The sequence below is a fragment of the Microbulbifer pacificus genome (assembly GCF_002959965.1).
GTDB classification, from domain to species: Bacteria; Pseudomonadota; Gammaproteobacteria; order Pseudomonadales; family Cellvibrionaceae; genus Microbulbifer; species Microbulbifer pacificus_A.
The window spans coordinates 828,568-846,075 of sequence record NZ_PREV01000026.1 but is presented as its reverse complement, the minus strand read 5'-3'; the positions used below and the strand labels follow the sequence as shown (position 1 = coordinate 846,075).

Here is a 17,508-nt window from a genome sequence, read left to right as displayed (position 1 = left end):
GTTACAGCAGGCCACCTACCAGGTCGTAGAACCAGTTGTTGTTGTTTTCAAAATCGGAAACCTGGTCTGACTCATAGGCGCGCATGGGGGCGCCGCCCTGATAATTGACGACATTATTCAGGAAATCCCTCAGTACAAGGCCGTGCTCGGCGATTTCACCATATTCGAGATCGAGTATGGTGGTGCAGTGGCTTTCATTGAAATTTCGATACATCGGGAAGTAGTAACTCCAGTTCGGTGTCTGCTCCAGCAATGGAATCAGGTTGTTATGGGTATCGTGTTGCCATTTCTGTCTCAGCTTGTTGAGACGGGAGTCCGCGTCCGGATCGTTGTAAATGTCTGGATGAAAGCGCTCATAGGAATAGGATGAGAAATTGCCATCGGCGAGGAAATGCGTCATCCCCAGCCGGTCCCCTGGAAATTTCGCGGAAAGCCCCGAGTACAGGCTGGCCAGTTCATTGCGGTCGAATCCGGGCGTAATACTCGCCAGCATGTTGATGGGGTTGACGGCCGTCGTATCGCCGGGTGTGAAGCTCGTCCAGGAGCTCAGCACTTCATTGTGCAGCGGTGCCGATGGATAGCTGTCTATATCGTTACTGTTGAGGGGCGCCTTATACAGTGGACCGGAATCGTCGATGAGATAACCGTAATCCACGGCCATATCCTGACGCAGTTTCGAATAGTTCAGCAACGCGCCGATACTGCCGGCACTGCAGCCGGCCGCCACCATCTGTTTGGGTTTCTGCAAATTGTTTTTCACCCAGGAAACCACGGACTGTACATTACGCAACCCGTTGTGATGCCAGACCAGGTCCGGGTTCTGGCCGGTTGGATCTTCGTAAATTTCGGTCTTGTCACCGACGTAGATATCGCCCGTGCAGTAGGGCACATAGACGAGATTCCATTCACCGGTTTTGAATTGGTTGTAGGGGTGGTGGGTATAAATCAGCGGTGATACGGCTGCGGTGGCGAGATTGGAGGAATTCTGGAAATCCAGTAGGTTGATGTTCTGGACATAATTATCCGGAATGCCATTTGGGTTGCGCGCTCCGCGAATCCCCGCCTGCCCGGAACAGCTTTCGTAATCCCAGCAGGCACCGCCGCCTTCAAAGTAAAACAGTGTATTGCTGGTATCGGGTACCCGGTACACAAAAAATTTGAAGGGTGAGCCGTTGCCACACATGGCGCCACTGCTGATGGGGACGTCGACCTTTTGCCAGCTGTTGTAGTCTCCCGGATCAAATCCGTCATTGAATGAGGGATTGTCGGGAGTGAGTGGGTACATTCCCTGGGTCTGACCTGCGGTCACTGGATTGTTGGCACTCGGTGGTGAAATCAGATTACCGAGGGTCGTCCAAAAACCGTAGTCACCAGGTTCGGCATGAGCGCTGCCTGCTGCAGCAAACATCATCGCGATAAAGCAAGTGCGGATACTTCTTATCATTGTGAATCCCCTGTATCCAGAGTTGGAAATTACAGGACGACGTCACTGTCGTAATTCAGGATCAAGAACTGCACTGCTGCCCTATCGACAATACTGCGGGACGATGTCCTGCGTTTTTGCAAATGCGCGGAACAGATTAGTTGTTACGATCGTGCCAGTCTACAAAATTTCCTGAGCAAAACTCCATGGTCAACATAGACGTACCAGTCAGGCGTGTATTTAATTTTCTGGCATTTTTCTCTTCGTGATTCAGAGACCTGAGTGGAATTTGTTTTGTGACTTATTTTTAGCGAGTAAGGAGCCGTCTGTATTTTTATCGGCGGCGTTGCAGTAAATCTTTCAGTCGCACTAACAGTTGGGATTTCTTTTGCAGAACTTTATGTGCACTCCCCAGGTCGACCATCTCAAAATTTAATGGACTGTTGGCCTGAAGTTGTCCCAGTCGGTGCAGATCAGCACTGATGATATGAGCAATACGCGGATAACCGCCAATGGTCTGTCCCTCCACAAAACTGATAATGGGCAAACCGTTGGGGGGAACCTGCACGGTGCCGGGGCATAGACCGGACGAGATTACCTGACATACATCCTTGCTTGATAGGGGCTCGCCGGTGAGGCGTATCCCCATGCGATCACTCTGGGATGAAACTCTGAAATCTCCGCGCTGAAAGGCATTAATCGCCGCCGCAGGAAAATACCTGACTTCGCAACCCGGCACTACGCGGAGCAGTGGTCGCGCACGATAGTTCAGGCGATACCCCGGCGGCAGCTCCCGCTTTGGCTCTCGCCGGCAGCGTTGCAGTGTAATGCGGTCACCGGCGCGTATGGCGCGTCCACAGTAACCGCCGAAAGCCGAGACGAGATGGGTGGCGTGGCTGTCGAGAACCGTGGGCAGCTCCATCTCTGCTGCCAGGGCAATGTAGGCGCGTGCACCGGAATGCAAAACGCCAAACTGCAGTCGATCACCGGCTTTCATCTGAAGTACCACGTTGTTTGGTACCAGGTCACCATTGTGCCGGAGATCGAAGTGAGCGCCGGTGATGGCAATCGAGAGATCGCCGGAAAATTCTATTTCCGGGCCGGTTAGTGCGACTTCTATGCAGGGATGCGTTGGCGCATTGGTGAGGAGCAGATTGGCGAGTGCCATCGCAAAGGTGTCCGCGGCGCCGCCGCGGGGCACACCCCAGCGCAGCATGCCCGGGCGCCCGCCATCCTGAATGCTGGTCTGCAATCCGGGCTGAATGAAATGCAGGTTCACCGTCGGAGTTCCTTCGCATCGCGGGCATTCAGCAATATTTGTTCCGGTGGGCTGAGAGGATCTATCGCCGCAAACTGCTCTCTGGAAATAGGGGTAAACTGGATACCGTCCAATGGCCGCGCGATGAACGAAGGTTTTTGATGTGGGCGGAACAGCGCCAGTGGTGTACGGCCGATGATGTGCCAGCCTCCCGGTGTGGCCTGCGGATATATGCCCGTCTGGCTACCGCCGATTCCCACTGAGCCGGCGGGTACCCGCAACTCCGGACGTTGTTTGCGGGGGCAGTGAAGCATCGGGTCCAGCCCACCGAGATACAGAAATCCCGGTGTAAAGCCAAGCATATGCACCAGGTACCGGGGTGCCGTGTGTCGAGCGATGATCTCTGCTGCAGTGAGACCGCTATAAGTGCACAGAGTATCCATGTCCGTTGCAAACTCCATGTCGTAACAGACCGGTATCCTGATGAGCATTCGCGCTCTCTGGGCAGAAGAGGGTTGTATCTGCGTTTCTTCAACCAGCTTTCTCAGTGTTTCCTGGAAAGCGGGCAGGTCTGGTGCCCCGTGTGCATCGCAGGTAAGCCGCAACGGGTCGAAGCAGACTGTGAGGCACTGGTAGGCGGGTACCAGCTCAGTGACGGCAACAAGTGACGCGTCTTCAATTACCTGCGCCAGAGCGATAATGAATTCGCTCAGTGTTGCGGAGACCAGCTCGTGAAAGCGAATGTCCAGTGCACTATCGCCATTCGGCTGTAACTCAACACGATCGTTCATGCGCGAATCTGAATGCCGGAAAGTTGCAGGTGCTGGTGCAGGTTGCGCGCAATGGAATGGGCTCCCGGTGTGTCGCCGTGCAAGCAGATACTGTCGACATGAAACAGCAGGAGTTCGTCGTCTATGGAGCGAAATGGAGAACCGTGAATCAGCGCCATCACCTGATCCAGACACTGATCAAAATCATCGATGAGTGCGCCAGGTTGTGTGCGCGGCGACAGCTGATGATCATTGAGGTAGCGTCGGTCCATAAATCCTTCACGCAAAAAAGGCTGGCGGAATTTCTGAGCCGCACGCTCCATGGCGGCATTGGCGAGGCCGAGAATCTGGAGACTGGGAAATTCTCGTACAATCAGCGCGACGAGATCTTCCGCCAGCTGTGTATCGGCTTCCGCGTCGTTGTAGAGCGCGCCGTGCAATTTGATATGGGTGAGCTCGATTTGTTGCTCCGCGGCGATCCCCGCTAGCGCTCTGATCTGCTCTCTTATGCTCGCAAGCAGCGCGGTGCGCTCCATCGCCAGTGAGATGCGGCCGAAATTCTCCCGATCCGGGTAGCCCGGGTGGGCGCCAATGGCGAGGCGGTTCCGTTTTGCATGGCCAACGGACAGTCGCATCGTGGTGTTGTTGCCGGCGTGGCCGCCGCAGGCAATATTGCAGCGGGAAATGAACGGCATCATCGTTGCGTCTCGCTCGCAGTCAGCGACGGATTTGCCTTCGCCGAGATCACAGTTGATGTCGATATGTGGTGTGTTCACGTTCGCTCTTCCATGTTGCTGGTCATCCGATCCAGCCCAATGCTGTTGCCAGACTGCGCCCGCCCAGCAGAACCGTCGTCAGCAGCACCAGCAGCCCCAGGGCATTCTGTGTGCGGGAATTGCGGTGGGCTCCCAGTCGCCGGCTATTCATGGCCCACAGCAGAAAGCCGGTAACTATCGGCAGCAACAGACCATTTGCGATCTGGGCAAACCAGATAAGCTGTATCGGGCGAATTCCCTGGGTAGCCATAATCGCGCCGATGACAATGATACTGAGCCAGATAGCGCGTATCGGCGGTGCCTTGAGATCTGTGGACTTGTCGAGTATTCCGCAAAGGGCGTAGGCGGATGCCAGGGGGGCCGTCAGTGCGGAAGAAATTCCTGCGGCAAACAGCCCTACTCCCATACACCAGCGCGCGCTCTTTCCAAACAGAGGCTCCAGTGCACGCGCCATTTCTGCAGCGTTGTTCAACTTCAGTTGATGGCTGAAAAACGCCGCGGCAGCGGTGGAGGCAATGGCAATGGAGATCAGCCCGCCCACGGGAATGGAGATCAGTATGTCCCGGCGTGCGAGTGGTAACTGATCCGGCGTGCGCCACTTCTGGCTGACGCTGGAACTGTGCAGGAACAAATTGTAAGGCACCACGGTGGTCCCGATCAGCGCAATCACCGTGAGGGTTGCACCACTCGGTACCGAGGGCATCAGGAGTCCCTGTGTGAGTGCGCCCAGATCCGGACGGGTGATGACAAAGGTGAGGAGAAAGGCGAGGCTCATTAGTGCCACCAGCCCGATCAGCACCCGCTCGATGACTTTGTAGTTACCGCTCCATAGCAACGCCGCGGCAAGCAGGCCGACCGCGATGGGCCAGAAGGTGCGGCCACCCTCCACCGCAGCGGCGGTTCCGCCGGTGAGCAGTTTCAATCCGGCGCTGGCCCCCGCGAGGTTGCCTCCCTCGTAGGCGGCATTGCCAACCACAATGGCGCCGATCACCAGCAGCATGGCCGGCCAGCGCGTCAGCGGGTTGTGCAGGGACTGGCGAATATTTTCACCCAGCCCGCGGCCGGTGACGATCCCGAGGCGCGCTGCCATTTCCTGAAGGATGATGCTGGCAGCCGTGGCAAACAGCAGCGCCCACAGCAGGGTATAACCGTAATTGGCGCCCGCAAGACCGGCGGTGATTACGGTGCCGGGGCCGATGAATGCCGCTGCCACCATGGCAGCGGGGCCGATACTCAGGGAATGTCTTGTTTTTGTCATGGTTCCCGCCGCTGAGGTTTCTTTTCGAAGGGGGCCGGCGCCGGGCTTCGCGCCGCTACTTCTTCAGCATCGACTTCAGGAAGCGCCCGGTGTGGGAGGCTTTGATTTTTGCCACCTGTTCCGGGGTTCCGCTGGCGATGATCTCGCCGCCGCCGGAGCCGCCTTCGGGACCGAGATCCACGATCCAGTCGGCGGTTTTGATCACGTCCAGATTGTGCTCGATCACCACGATGGTATTGCCGTGGTCGCGCAGGCGGTGCAGCACATCCAGCAGCAACTGGATGTCGGCAAAGTGCAGCCCGGTGGTGGGCTCGTCGAGAATGTACAGGGTCTGGCCGGTATCCCGCTTGGACAGCTCGCGGGACAGCTTCACCCGCTGGGCTTCACCACCGGAGAGGGTCGTCGCCGCCTGACCGAGCTTGATGTAGGAGAGGCCCACATCCATCAGCGTCTGCAGCTTCTTGGCAATGGCCGGCACCGGATCAAAAAACTCCCGCGCATCTTCCACGGTCATTTCCAGTACCTCGTGGATGCTCTTGCCTTTGTACTGCACCTCGAGGGTTTCGCGGTTGTAGCGCTTGCCCTTGCAGGTGTCGCAGGGCACGTAAATGTCCGGCAGGAAATGCATTTCCACCTTGATCACGCCGTCGCCCTGACAGGCCTCACAGCGGCCGCCCTTCACGTTGAAGCTGAAGCGGCCCGGTTTGTAGCCGCGGGAGCGGGCTTCCTGGGTGCCGGAAAACAGTTCGCGGATCGGCGTAAAAATACCGGTGTAGGTGGCGGGGTTGGAGCGCGGGGTGCGGCCGATGGGGCTCTGGTCGATGTCGACACACTTGTCGAAATGTTCGAGCCCCTTGATGGCCTTGTGCGGCGATGCCTTCAGCGTGGTGGCCTTGTTCAGCGCGGTGGCGGCGAGCGGATACAGGGTGGTGTTGATCAGAGTGGATTTACCGGAGCCGGATACACCGGTGACACAGGTAAAGAGTCCCACCGGGATTTCCAGCGTGACGTCTTTCAGGTTGTTGCCAGTGGCGCCCTCGATGCGCAGATACTTGTCGCCGGCCTTGATACGTTTTTCCGGTATAGCTATCTGCTTCTTGCCGGACAGGTACTGGCCGGTAAGTGAGCGCTCGCAACCGGCCACCTGCTCGTGGGTGCCGGCGGCGACCACTTCACCACCGTGTACGCCAGCGCCGGGGCCGATGTCAATCAGGAAGTCCGCCGCACGGATCGCATCCTCATCGTGCTCCACCACGATCACGGTGTTGCCGATATCCCGCAGGTGGGTGAGGGTGTTCAGCAGGCGCTCGTTGTCGCGCTGGTGCAGTCCGATGGAGGGCTCGTCGAGAATATACATCACACCCACGAGACCGGCGCCGATCTGGCTGGCCAGACGAATGCGCTGGGCCTCGCCGCCAGACAGGGTTTCGGCGCTGCGGTTCAGGGTCAGGTAGTTGAGCCCGACATCTACCAGGAAGCGGAAACGGTCGCGCAGCTCCTTGAGGATCTTGTCGGCAATCTCTTTCTGCGCGCCCTGGAATTGCAGCTGGTTGGCGAAGTAGTCAAATGCATCGCCCACCGGCAGTTCGGTGATCTGCGCCAGGGTGCGGTCGTCCACAAATACGTTGCGCGCCTCGCGGCGCAGGCGGGTGCCCTCACATTCGGGACATTTCTGGGTGCTCAGATACTTGGCCAGTTCCTCGCGCACGCTCTGGGACTCGGTGTCGCGGTAGCGGCGCTGGAAATTGGGGATGATGCCCTCGAAGGTGTGCCGGCGAATGGTGACGTCGCCGCGGTCGTTCACATAGCTGAAATCGACGGGGGTATCGCCGCTGCCGTGCAGAATGACTTCGCGGTATTTTTTCGCCAGCTTCTGCCACGGTTTGTCGATATCGAAACCGTAGTGCTCCGCCAGGGAGGTAAGCATGTGGTAGTAGTAGATGTTGCGCCGGTCCCAGCCGCGGATGGCGCCCTCGGAGATACTGCTCTCCGGGTCGAGGATGACCTTGTCTTCGTCGAAGAACTGCTTCACTCCGAGACCGTCGCAACCGGGACAGGCCCCCGCCGGATTGTTGAACGAGAACAGGCGAGGCTCCAGTTCGTCCAGTGAGTAATCACATACCGGGCAGGCGTGGCGGGCGGAAAACAGGTGGTCTTCCTTTTCCCCATCCATAAAACTGATGGAGGCGATACCGTCGGTCAGGTTGAGCGCTGTCTCAAAGGACTCCGCCAAACGCAGCTGCAGGTCGTCGCGCACCTTGAAGCGGTCCACCACCACTTCCACCGTGTGCTTCTTGCGCTTGTCGAGCTTCGGGGTGTCGTCGAGGTCGCACACGGTGCCGTCGATACGCGCGCGCACAAAGCCATCGCGGCGCAGCTGTTCGAACACATGCAAGTGCTCGCCCTTGCGGTCGCGCACCACCGGTGCCAGCAGCATGATCCTGGTGCCCTCGGGCAGCGCCAGCACCTGATCCACCATCTGGCTGACGGTCTGCGCCTGCAGCGGCTCGTGGTGGTCCGGGCAGCGCGGCTCACCCACGCGGGCGAACAGCAGGCGCAGGTAGTCGTAAATCTCGGTGATGGTGCCCACGGTGGAGCGGGGGTTGTGGGAGGTGGATTTTTGCTCGATGGAGATGGCCGGCGACAGCCCCTCCACCGTGTCCACATCCGGCTTTTCCATCATCGACAGGAACTGACGCGCGTAGGTAGAGAGGGACTCCACATAGCGGCGCTGGCCCTCGGCGTAGAGGGTGTCGAACGCGAGTGAGGACTTACCGGAGCCGGACAGCCCGGTAATCACGATCAGCTTGTCGCGGGGAATATCCAGATCGATATTCTTCAGGTTGTGGGTGCGCGCACCTCTGACGTAAATCGTGTCCACTCGGTGTCCTGTTTTGCTGTCTGGTTTCGTGTGCGTTTTTTGCGGTGAAAGTGCCCGGTTCAGGGACCCGGCGGGAGAAAACGGTCAAGTATAATCCGAGGGGCGATTGTGCCAAAATGCCAGCCAATCCCATTTCCAGTGAATAACCCAGTGTGGATACGGAAATCATGATCCCCGTCATTCTCTGCGGTGGTACCGGGTCGCGCCTGTGGCCGCTGTCCCGCGAAGCCTATCCCAAGCAGTTCCTCTCCCTCGCCGGCAACCAGACCATGTTACAGGCCACGGCCCTGAGGCTGGACGGCCTGCCGCATGTGGAAGCGCCGATCCTGGTGTGCAATGAGGCCCACCGCTTTGCCGCCGCTGAACAGTTGCAGGAAGTGGGGCGCGCGGCCCAGTCCATCCTGCTGGAACCGTGCGCCCGCAATACCGCCCCGGCCATTGCGCTGGCGGCACTGAGCGCGGTAGAGAACGGGCAGGACCCACTGCTGCTGGTGCTGCCAGCGGATCATGTGGTGGCGGACACCGCGGCCTTCCAGCAGGCGGTGAACTCGGCGAAGAAACTGGCGGAGGATGGCCTGCTGGTCACCTTCGGTATCGTACCGACGTGCGCCGAGACCGGTTACGGCTATATTCGCAGCGGCGATGCGCTGGAGGGCGGCTGGAAGGTGGCGGAGTTTGTGGAAAAGCCCGATCTCGCCACTGCCGAGCAGTATCTGGCCAGTGGCGAGTACAACTGGAACAGCGGTATGTTCCTGTTCCGCGCCTCACGCTATCTGGAAGAGCTGGCACAGCACCATCCGGCGATGCTCGATGCCTGCCGCGCCGCGCTGAGCGGTGCCGCCCGCGATCTGGATTTCACCCGTATCGATGCCGAAGCCTTCGGCCGCTGCCCGGCGGATTCCGTGGACTACGCGGTGATGGAAAAAACCGAATCTGCCGCCGTGATACCGATGCAGGCGGGCTGGAGTGATGTAGGCTCCTGGTCCGCGCTGTGGGAGCTGGCGGATCGGGATGAGAACGACAACCTGCTGCGCGGTGACGTGCTGGCGGAGGACGCCAGCGGCTGCCTGGTGCACGGCGGTGATCGCCTTGTGGGTATTCTCGGGGTGCAGGACCTGGTGGTGGTCGATACCGACGATGCGTTGATGGTCGCCCACAAGAGTCGCGTGCAGGATGTAAAGAAACTGGTGCAGCGCCTCAAGCAGAGCGAGCGCAGTGAGGCGGAAACCCACCGCAAGGTGTTCCGCCCCTGGGGTTACTACGACTCCATTGATGCCGGCCCGCGCTTCCAGGTGAAACGCATCGTGGTCAAGCCCGGCTGCCAGCTGTCCCTGCAGATGCACCACCACCGCGCCGAGCACTGGATTGTGGTGCGCGGCACCGCGAAGGTGACCCGCGGGGACGACCAGCTGCTGCTGACCGAGAACGAGTCCACTTTCATTCCCCTGGGTGTGGTGCACCGCCTTGAGAACCCGGGTGCCATCCCGCTGGAGCTGATCGAGGTGCAGTCCGGCAGTTATCTCGGTGAGGACGATATCGTCCGCTTCGAGGACAAATACGGGCGTAATTGACGGACAGAATCGACATGGGTTTGTCGATAAAGTGACGCCATGTAGCCGTTAGGTGGCGGGGGATCAATCTCTGCCGCCGTGGCTGTTACAATGCGCCCCGTTTTTCGCTGTCTCCGGATTCTCCTGCATGAATGCCACTGAACGACGCGCGCTCGCCGGTCTCGCCTCCCTCTATGTCTTCCGCATGCTGGGCCTGTTTATGGTGCTGCCGGTGCTGTCCCTGTACGGCGCGGATTACCGCGGCAGTACCCCGGCGCTGCTGGGTTTGGCGCTGGGTGCGTACGGCCTGAGTCAGGCGCTGCTGCAGATCCCTCTGGGGATGCTGAGCGACCGCTGGGGACGCAAGCCGGTGATCTTTCTCGGGTTGTCGGTATTCGCCATCGGCAGCGTGGTGGCGGCGCTGACAGACTCGGTGTACGGCCTGATTGCCGGACGCATCTTGCAGGGCGCCGGTGCCATCGCCGCTGCCACCATGGCGCTGGCGGCGGACCTGACCCGGGACGAGAATCGTGGCAAGGCGATGGCGGTGATCGGTGCCTCCATCGGTGTAGCGTTCGTGCTCGCGGTGGTACTGGGGCCGCTGGTGGCGGGTCTCGGCGGGCTGTCGGCCATCTTCTGGCTCACCGCGCTGCTGGCGCTGGTGGGCATTCTTCTGGTATGGCGGCTGGTGCCAAACCCTCAGCACTCGGTGCGGCGCGGCCCCGGGCAGGGGGACTTCTCGCGCCTGCTGGGGCAGGGGGATGTGTGGCGGCTGGTGAGCGGCGTGTTTTTTCTGCACCTGCTACTTACCATGATGTTCGTGCCATTACCGCACCTGCTGGTGGGCCAGCTCCATATGGCCAGTGACCAGCACTGGAAACTCTATGGCCCACTGATGCTGGGTGCCTTTGTGCTGATGGTGCCGCTGATGCGCGCGGCGGAGAAGCGCCGGCAGGTGCCCGCGGCCATGCGGCTGGCACTGTTGGGACTGGTCTTCGGCGGCGTTGCGTTGATGCCCCAGGTCCACGGGCGTTGGATTGTGGTATGCCTGGGTGTGTTCTTCCTCGCCTTCAACCTGCTGGAGGCACTATTGCCGGCCCAGCTGACTCGGGTGGCGCCGGCGGAGTGTCGCGGCGCCGCCACCGGCCTCTATGCGACTCTGCAATTTCTCGGCGCGTTTGCCGGTGGCAGTCTCGGCGGTGTGATGTACGGCCTCGGTGGCGCGGGTGCTGTGGCGACCCTCGCCCTCGGTATTCTGGTGGTGTGGTCCATTGCCTGGTGGCAGATGCGTGGTGCCCGCGTACCGCTTGCGAGCCGCTGAGTGGGATCATTTTCCACCGGTGGCTGAGTGGCTTGGCGCAGCGGTGACGGCTCCCTCCCGAGTGTTGTATGCTGCTGGATAAAAATACACCGTTGAAGAGGCTGGCTACCGGTGAATGACCGGTCGTGCCAGTGATTTCGCGAAACTGAATTTTTAACTCTGAACCTTTGAACAATGATAGGGGCCCGCAGGCGGGCCCATCGAGAGGAGAGGCTTATGGCCAGGGGCGTTAACAAAGTAATTCTTATTGGCAACCTGGGCGGCGACCCGGAAACCCGCTACATGCCCAGTGGCGGCGCCGTCACCAATGTGACCCTGGCGACGTCCGAGACCTGGAAAGACAAGCAGACCGGCCAGCAGCAGGAGCGCACCGAGTGGCACCGTGTAGTGTTCTTCAACCGCCTGGCGGAAATCGCCGGTGAGTACCTGCGCAAGGGCAGCAAAGTCTATCTGGAAGGCTCCCTGCGCACCCGCAAGTGGCAGGACAAGCAGAGTGGCCAGGATCGCTATACCACCGAGATCGTCGCCAGCGAAATGCAGATGCTGGACGGCCGAGGTGAACAGGGAGGCGGTTATCCGCAGGGCGGCCAGGGTGGCGGCTATTCACAGCAGAACGATTACAACCAGGGCGGTTACCAGGATGAATACGCCCAGGGCCGCTCCGCGCCCTCTCCGATGGCGCCGTCCAATCAATCCCAGAATCAGCCGCAGAATCGCCCCGCCAATAATCCGGCGCCGATGGGTGGATTCGATAACAGCTTCGACGACGATATCCCCTTCTGATCAGAGCGGGTTCTTCCATGCATCACACGGGATATCAGCCGGATACCATCGCGCTGATCGGCGCCGGTAACGCCATTGACGGCCCCTTGCAGAAGGGGCTGCAGAAGGTCGGTTTCCGGGTGCAGTTGCTGGGGCTCGAGCAGCTCGCGGCGGCCCCCATTGCCAGTCGAGCGGGTGTCATTGTGATCAATGCTGCTGCCTGCGCGGGTAGCGCCTACATGAGCGAAGCCCGTGCCGTGTGTGAGGCTCTGCGGGACCAGCCATACGCTGCGCTGCTGCACCTCTCTTCCTACGGGGTGTTTGGGCGTGCCCGCAGCAAGAAAATTGACGAGGAAACCGTACCCGAGCCCAGTTCGGAGATCGGGCGGCACTGGCTGGCTTGCGAGCAGATTCTGGCGGGTGACAGCCTTGAGGAACGCAATGTCAGTATTCTGCGCCTCGGGTGGCAGGTGGACCGCAGCGAGCGCGCCCTTCTGGCGCGGGTCATCCGCAGTTTGCTGAACGGCAAGCCAGTTACCCTCGACGATGTGAGCCGTGGTAATCCGGTGACTGTGGCCGATCTGGTGAGGGTGGTGGTTGCCGTGACCCAGCAGCTGGCCAGTGGCGCGCCGAAATCCGGTATTTATCATTACGGTTCGGCGGACAACTGCAGTGCCATGGAGTTTGGTTGCGAGGTGGTTGATCGCGTGCGCTCTCTGTACGGAGAAGATTATGCCGCGGACCTGCGGGCTGTCGAACCCGTGCCTGAGGATCGCTCCTCGGTGTTGAGCTGCGAGCGCTTGCGGGATGTGTTCGGCATCCAGCAGCGCAGCTGGCGGCAGGGACTGACGCGCCAGGTAGAGCTGTGGCTGGAGCGGTTGCAGAAGGCGGAGAACTGAGGTCGCTGCCAGTCGGGCGGGCCAAAAAAAAGGGCGAGTCGCAATGCGGCTCGCCCTTTTGTTTTTGCGGTGTGCCGGGGATCAGATCTTGTCGAAGATCAGGCTGGCGTTGGTGCCACCGAAGCCGAAGCTGTTGGAGAGCGCACGGCGGATCTCCGTCTCGCGCAGCTCGGTGACCAGGTCGAGGCCCTCGGCGGCTTCGTCTACCGTCTCCACATTGGCAGAAGCGGCGATAAAGCCGTTCTGCATCATCAGCAGGGTGTAGATGGCTTCCTGTACGCCGGCGGCGCCCAGCGAATGACCGGTGAGAGACTTGGTGGAAGCGAAAGCTGGCACCTTGTCCCCAAACACTTCTTTCATCGCGCGCAGCTCGGCCACGTCGCCCACCGGAGTGGAGGTGCCGTGGGTGTTGATGTAGTCCACGTTGCCTTCCAGACCCTTGCCATCCATGCCGGCCAGCGCCTGCTGCATACAGCGCGCTGCGCCTTCACCGCTGGGCGCCACCATGTCGTAGCCGTCGGAAGTGGCACCGTAGCCCACCAGTTCGGCAATGATGTTGGCGCCGCGGGCCTTGGCGTGTTCATACTCTTCCAGCACCACACAGCCGCCGCCGCCGGCAATCACGAAACCGTCGCGGTTGGCGTCGTAGGGGCGGGAGGCCTTGGTGGGGGTGTCGTTGTACTTGGACGACAGCGCGCCCATGGCGTCGAACAGGTGGGTCAGACTCCAGGCCAGCTCTTCACCGCCACCGGCAAACACGATGTCCTGCTTGCCCATCTGGATCAGCTCTGCGCCGTTGCCGATACAGTGCGCGGACGTGGCACAGGCGGAAGAAATGGAGTAGTTCACGCCCTTGATCTTGAACGGGGTGGCGAGACACGCGGACACGGTGCTGCCCATGACCTGGGGCACGCGGAAGGCGCCGACCTTGCGCACACCTCGGGTCTTGGTGATCTCGGCGGACTCGATGATGGCTGCGGTGGAGGTACCGCCGGAGCCCATCACCAGACCGGTGCGGACATTGGAAATGTCGGACTCTTCCAGGCCCGCCATGGCGATGGCTTCAGCCATGGCAATGTACGCGTAGGCAGCGGAGTCGCCCATAAAGCGCAGGTGCTTGCGGTCGATGTGTTCCTTGAAATCGATATCGACAACGCCAGCGACCTGGCTGCGCAGGCCCAGCTCGGCGTATTCGTCCATAAAGCGGATGCCGCTGCGGCCGGCCTTCAGGGAGGCCAGCACTTCCTGCGTATTGTTACCGATGCAGGAAGTGATGCCCATTCCGGTAATGACTACCCGGCGCATAGTGATCTCCAGTAAAACTTGTTGTGTGAATTGTTATTTTTTTATGTGACAGACGCTGGTTTGACCCGTTGCCGGATCAAAAGTTGTCGGTACGGGTAAACAGGCCTACACGCAAATCCTTGGCGGTGTAGATTTCGCGGCCGTCGACGGACACGGAACCGTTGCCGATGCCCATCACCAGCTTGCGCTCTACCAGGCGGCTCATCTGGATATGGTAAGTAACCTTTTTGTTGGTCGGTAGGATCTGGCCGGTGAACTTCACCTCGCCACAGCCCAGGGCGCGACCGCGGCCGGGGTTTCCTTTCCAGGCGAGGAAGTAACCCAACAGCTGCCACATAGCGTCTAGGCCGAGACAGCCAGGCATTACCGGGTCGCCGGGGAAGTGGCAGTCAAAAAACCACAGGTCCGGAGTGATATCCAGCTCGGCGATCAGCTCGCCTTTGCCGAACTCGCCACCGTCTTTGGCAATGTGAGTGATGCGGTCCAGCATCAGCATATTGGGGGCTGGCAGCTGGGCGTTGCCCGGGCCGAACATTTCTCCACGGCCACAGGCCAGGAGTTCTTCGCGGGTGTAGCTGCTTTTTTGAACGAAATTACTCATTGGGTCCCCGATTTTGGGCATTCTTTACACGAGCCGGCATTCTAAGGGCTAAGGATAGCTTGTCCAGTCAGTCATAACCCTTTTTGTGACTGGAACTGTCTCAAATAGCCCTTGACCCACCCTCTGTGGCGCGAAACTCCGGACATCTTGCCAGTTTGCCCCGGCTTCCGGAGCGGTCCGAATCTTGCCTGATCATTGTCATGGTTTTGTGATAACTTGCGGCCAACCGGCGCGGGGTGGCGCTGAGGAAGAATGTTAGTGAGGCGTGTCATGCTCAAAAAGTGTCTTTTTCCGGTGGCGGGCTACGGTACCCGTTTCCTGCCCGCGACCAAGGCCATGCCCAAGGAAATGCTGCCGCTGGTCAACAAGCCGCTGGTGCAATACGGCGTAGAGGAGGCCATCGAGGCCGGATTGACCGAGATTGGTTTTGTCACCGGGCGCGGCAAGCGCGCCATCGAAGACCATTTCGACACCAACTTTGAGCTGGAACACCAGATTGCTGGTACCGGCAAAGAGCGCTACCTCGACTGCGTACGCAAGGTGATCGACAGCGCCAGCTTTTCCTATACCCGCCAGGGTGAAATGCGTGGTCTTGGCGATGCCATCCTGCAAGGGCAGCGGCTTATTGGCGACGAAGCCTTTGCGGTGGTGCTCGCCGATGATCTGTGTCTCAACGACGGCCTCGGCGTACTCGGACAGATGGTGCAGCTGTACAAACAGTTTCGCTGCAGCATCGTTGCGGTGGAAGAAGTGCCGCAGGATCAGATCCACAAGTTCGGCGTTATTGCCGGCAATGAAATCAAGCCGGGCCTGTATCAGGTTACCAATATGGTGGAGAAGCCGGCGGCGGAAGATGCGCCGAGCAATATGGCCATCATTGGTCGTTACATTCTCACACCGGATATTTTTGAATTGATTCGCGAAACGCCTGCGGGGAAGAACGGTGAGGTGCAGATCACCGACGCGCTGCTGACACAGGCACAGCGCGGTTGCGTGCTCGCGTATCAATTCAAGGGGCGCCGCTTCGACTGCGGTTCAGTCGACGGTTTTATCGAAGCGACCAATCACGTCTACAAAACAATGTATTTACCGGGGGAAAAGGGCTGAGATGTCTGAGTTGACCTGTTTTAAAGCGTACGATCTGCGCGGCCGCGTGCCGGATGAACTGAACACCGATGTGGCCTATCGCGTGGGCCGCGCTTTTGCCCAGTTTCTGGGTGCGCGCCGTGTTGTGGTGGGCCACGATATTCGCCTCACCAGCGGCGAGCTGACCGATGCCCTGGCCGATGGTCTGCGCGATGCCGGCGCGGATGTATTCCACATTGGGGAATGCGGTACTGAAGAGATCTATTTCTCCACCTTTCATGGCGACTTCGACGGCGGTATCTGTGTGACCGCAAGTCACAACCCCATGGACTACAACGGCATGAAGTTCGTGCGCGCCGGCTCTCAGCCGATCAGTGGTGACACCGGTTTGCTGGATATCAAGAAACTGGCGGAAGACAATAATTTCACTGCGGTAGAACACCGCGGCGCACTGCACACGTTCGGGCATCGCAGTGATTTCGTAAAACACCTGCTGGGTTACGTGGATGTTTCCGCACTGAAACCGCTGAAGCTTGTGGTCAATGCCGGTAATGGCGGCGCCGGTTCCGTAGTGGACGCTCTTGCTCCCCACCTGCCGTTTGAATTCGTGCGTGTGCACCATGAACCCGATGGCAGCTTCCCCAACGGCATCCCCAACCCGATTCTGCCTGAAAATCGCGAGTCCACCGCGGTTGCGGTACGCGAGAGCGGCGCGGATTTCGGTATCGCCTGGGACGGTGACTTCGACCGCTGTTTCTTCTTTGATGAGAGTGGTGAGTTTATCGAGGGCTACTACGTCGTCGGCCTGCTGGCGGAAGCCTTCCTCGCCAAGCACCCGGGGGCCAAAGTGGTACACGACCCACGCCTGACCTGGAACACCGAAGATATCGTGAAAGCCGCGGGCGGCGAGCCGGTACAGAGCAAAACCGGCCACGCGTTTATCAAGGAGCGTATGCGCAAGGAAGACGCGATTTACGGCGGCGAGATGAGCGCTCACCACTACTTCCGCGATTTCGCTTACTGCGACAGCGGCATGATCCCCTGGCTGCTGGTGGCGGAGCTGGTGAGCCGCAGCGGCAAACCTTTGTCGCAACTGGTAGGTGAGCGCATGAAAGCCTTCCCGTGCAGTGGTGAAATCAATTCCAAGGTTGTCGACCCGAAAGCCCTATTGCAGGCGGCGGAAGAGAAGTACGCGGCCGGTGCCAACAGCGTCGAGCATGTGGATGGTCTGAGCGTTGCCTTTGACGATTGGCGTTTCAACCTGCGAATGTCCAACACCGAGCCGGTTGTGCGTTTGAATGTCGAGTCCCGTGGGGATGAGGCGTTGATGAAGGCCAAGACTGAGGAGTTGTTGGCTCTGATTCGGGGATAAGTGGTTTTTGAGAGGGGCTCCGTAGAGTAGTCAGGTGGCGCCCCTGCTATCGGGTTCTGCCTTGCGAGACACGAGCTAGGCGCCCCCCCTCAACCCATCCATGGGGGCTCTTCCGCGAGGTCCCTCTCGCGGAAGGTCTCGCAAAGCTGTACCCGATATCAGGGCCTTCGCATTGAATTTTTGTACTTCGTACTTACCTCTTGGGCCGAAGTAAAAAATTTCGATGCGAAGGCGGGGTGCCGGGTG

At 59.7% G+C, this 17,508-nt stretch carries 14 protein-coding genes; 6 read left to right on the top strand and 8 right to left on the bottom strand.

The window, feature by feature from the left end:
* Nucleotide 1: 1 nt before the first annotated feature.
* The 6 genes from C3938_RS04040 to uvrA all read right to left on the bottom strand — a co-directional run bounded on the left by C3938_RS04040 (nucleotide 2) and on the right by uvrA (nucleotide 8,366).
* A complete protein-coding gene (locus C3938_RS04040) occupies nucleotides 2-1,444 on the bottom strand; it encodes a pectinacetylesterase family protein (RefSeq protein WP_233998638.1) in 1,443 nt (480 codons plus the stop codon).
* A gap of 313 nt (nucleotides 1,445-1,757) precedes the next feature.
* Nucleotides 1,758-2,702 carry a biotin-dependent carboxyltransferase family protein gene (locus C3938_RS04035; RefSeq protein WP_158681554.1) on the bottom strand — a complete coding sequence of 315 codons (945 nt, stop codon included), beginning with the start codon at nucleotides 2,700-2,702 and terminating at the stop codon, nucleotides 1,758-1,760.
* Complete coding sequence (gene pxpB / locus C3938_RS04030) at nucleotides 2,699-3,472, bottom strand: 5-oxoprolinase subunit PxpB (protein ID WP_105101943.1); 774 nt, start codon at nucleotides 3,470-3,472, stop codon at nucleotides 2,699-2,701. The genes C3938_RS04035 and pxpB overlap by 4 nt, the downstream gene beginning before the upstream one ends.
* Nucleotides 3,469-4,227: a 5-oxoprolinase subunit PxpA gene (gene pxpA, locus C3938_RS04025; RefSeq protein WP_105101942.1), complete on the bottom strand. Its 759-nt coding sequence runs from the start codon at nucleotides 4,225-4,227 to the stop codon at nucleotides 3,469-3,471. Before pxpA ends, pxpB begins: the two co-directional genes overlap by 4 nt.
* Before the next feature lie 22 nt (nucleotides 4,228-4,249).
* Nucleotides 4,250-5,485, bottom strand: a complete 1,236-nt coding sequence (locus tag C3938_RS04020; protein ID WP_105101941.1) for an Nramp family divalent metal transporter — start codon at nucleotides 5,483-5,485, stop codon at nucleotides 4,250-4,252.
* Between the two features lie 55 nt (nucleotides 5,486-5,540).
* Nucleotides 5,541-8,366, bottom strand: coding sequence for an excinuclease ABC subunit UvrA (uvrA, locus tag C3938_RS04015; protein ID WP_105101940.1), 2,826 nt, complete (start codon nucleotides 8,364-8,366; stop codon nucleotides 5,541-5,543).
* A gap of 164 nt (nucleotides 8,367-8,530) precedes the next feature.
* Between uvrA and C3938_RS04010 the strand changes: the two genes are divergently transcribed.
* The 4 genes from C3938_RS04010 to C3938_RS03995 all read left to right on the top strand — a co-directional run bounded on the left by C3938_RS04010 (nucleotide 8,531) and on the right by C3938_RS03995 (nucleotide 12,898).
* Entirely contained in the window at nucleotides 8,531-9,937 is a 1,407-nt protein-coding gene (locus tag C3938_RS04010; protein ID WP_105103214.1) for a mannose-1-phosphate guanylyltransferase/mannose-6-phosphate isomerase, read from the top strand.
* Between the two features lie 127 nt (nucleotides 9,938-10,064).
* Complete coding sequence (locus C3938_RS04005; protein WP_105101939.1) at nucleotides 10,065-11,237, top strand: MFS transporter; 1,173 nt, start codon at nucleotides 10,065-10,067, stop codon at nucleotides 11,235-11,237.
* A 216-nt stretch (nucleotides 11,238-11,453) separates the two neighbouring features.
* The gene (gene ssb / locus C3938_RS04000; RefSeq protein WP_105101938.1) at nucleotides 11,454-12,020 is read left to right on the top strand and encodes a single-stranded DNA-binding protein; all 567 of its coding nucleotides are present in this window, start codon (nucleotides 11,454-11,456) and stop codon (nucleotides 12,018-12,020) included.
* 17 nt (nucleotides 12,021-12,037) lie between these two features.
* Entirely contained in the window at nucleotides 12,038-12,898 is an 861-nt protein-coding gene (locus C3938_RS03995; protein ID WP_105101937.1) for a sugar nucleotide-binding protein, read from the top strand.
* An 81-nt stretch (nucleotides 12,899-12,979) separates the two neighbouring features.
* Here C3938_RS03995 and fabB read toward each other — a convergent pair whose 3' ends face one another.
* Both fabB and fabA read right to left on the bottom strand, forming a co-directional pair.
* Nucleotides 12,980-14,203 carry a beta-ketoacyl-ACP synthase I gene (gene fabB / locus C3938_RS03990; RefSeq protein ID WP_105101936.1) on the bottom strand — a complete coding sequence of 408 codons (1,224 nt, stop codon included), beginning with the start codon at nucleotides 14,201-14,203 and terminating at the stop codon, nucleotides 12,980-12,982.
* A 76-nt stretch (nucleotides 14,204-14,279) separates the two neighbouring features.
* Complete coding sequence (gene fabA / locus C3938_RS03985) at nucleotides 14,280-14,804, bottom strand: 3-hydroxyacyl-[acyl-carrier-protein] dehydratase FabA (RefSeq protein ID WP_105103213.1); 525 nt, start codon at nucleotides 14,802-14,804, stop codon at nucleotides 14,280-14,282.
* 270 nt (nucleotides 14,805-15,074) lie between these two features.
* Between fabA and galU the strand changes: the two genes are divergently transcribed.
* Together galU and C3938_RS03975 are read left to right on the top strand one after the other, a co-directional pair.
* Nucleotides 15,075-15,911 (top strand): UTP--glucose-1-phosphate uridylyltransferase GalU, encoded by an 837-nt coding sequence (gene galU, locus C3938_RS03980; protein ID WP_105101935.1) that lies wholly within the window; start codon nucleotides 15,075-15,077, stop codon nucleotides 15,909-15,911.
* A 1-nt stretch (nucleotide 15,912) separates the two neighbouring features.
* Nucleotides 15,913-17,262, top strand: a complete 1,350-nt coding sequence (locus C3938_RS03975) for a phosphomannomutase (protein WP_105101934.1) — start codon at nucleotides 15,913-15,915, stop codon at nucleotides 17,260-17,262.
* Nucleotides 17,263-17,508 lie beyond the last annotated feature (246 nt).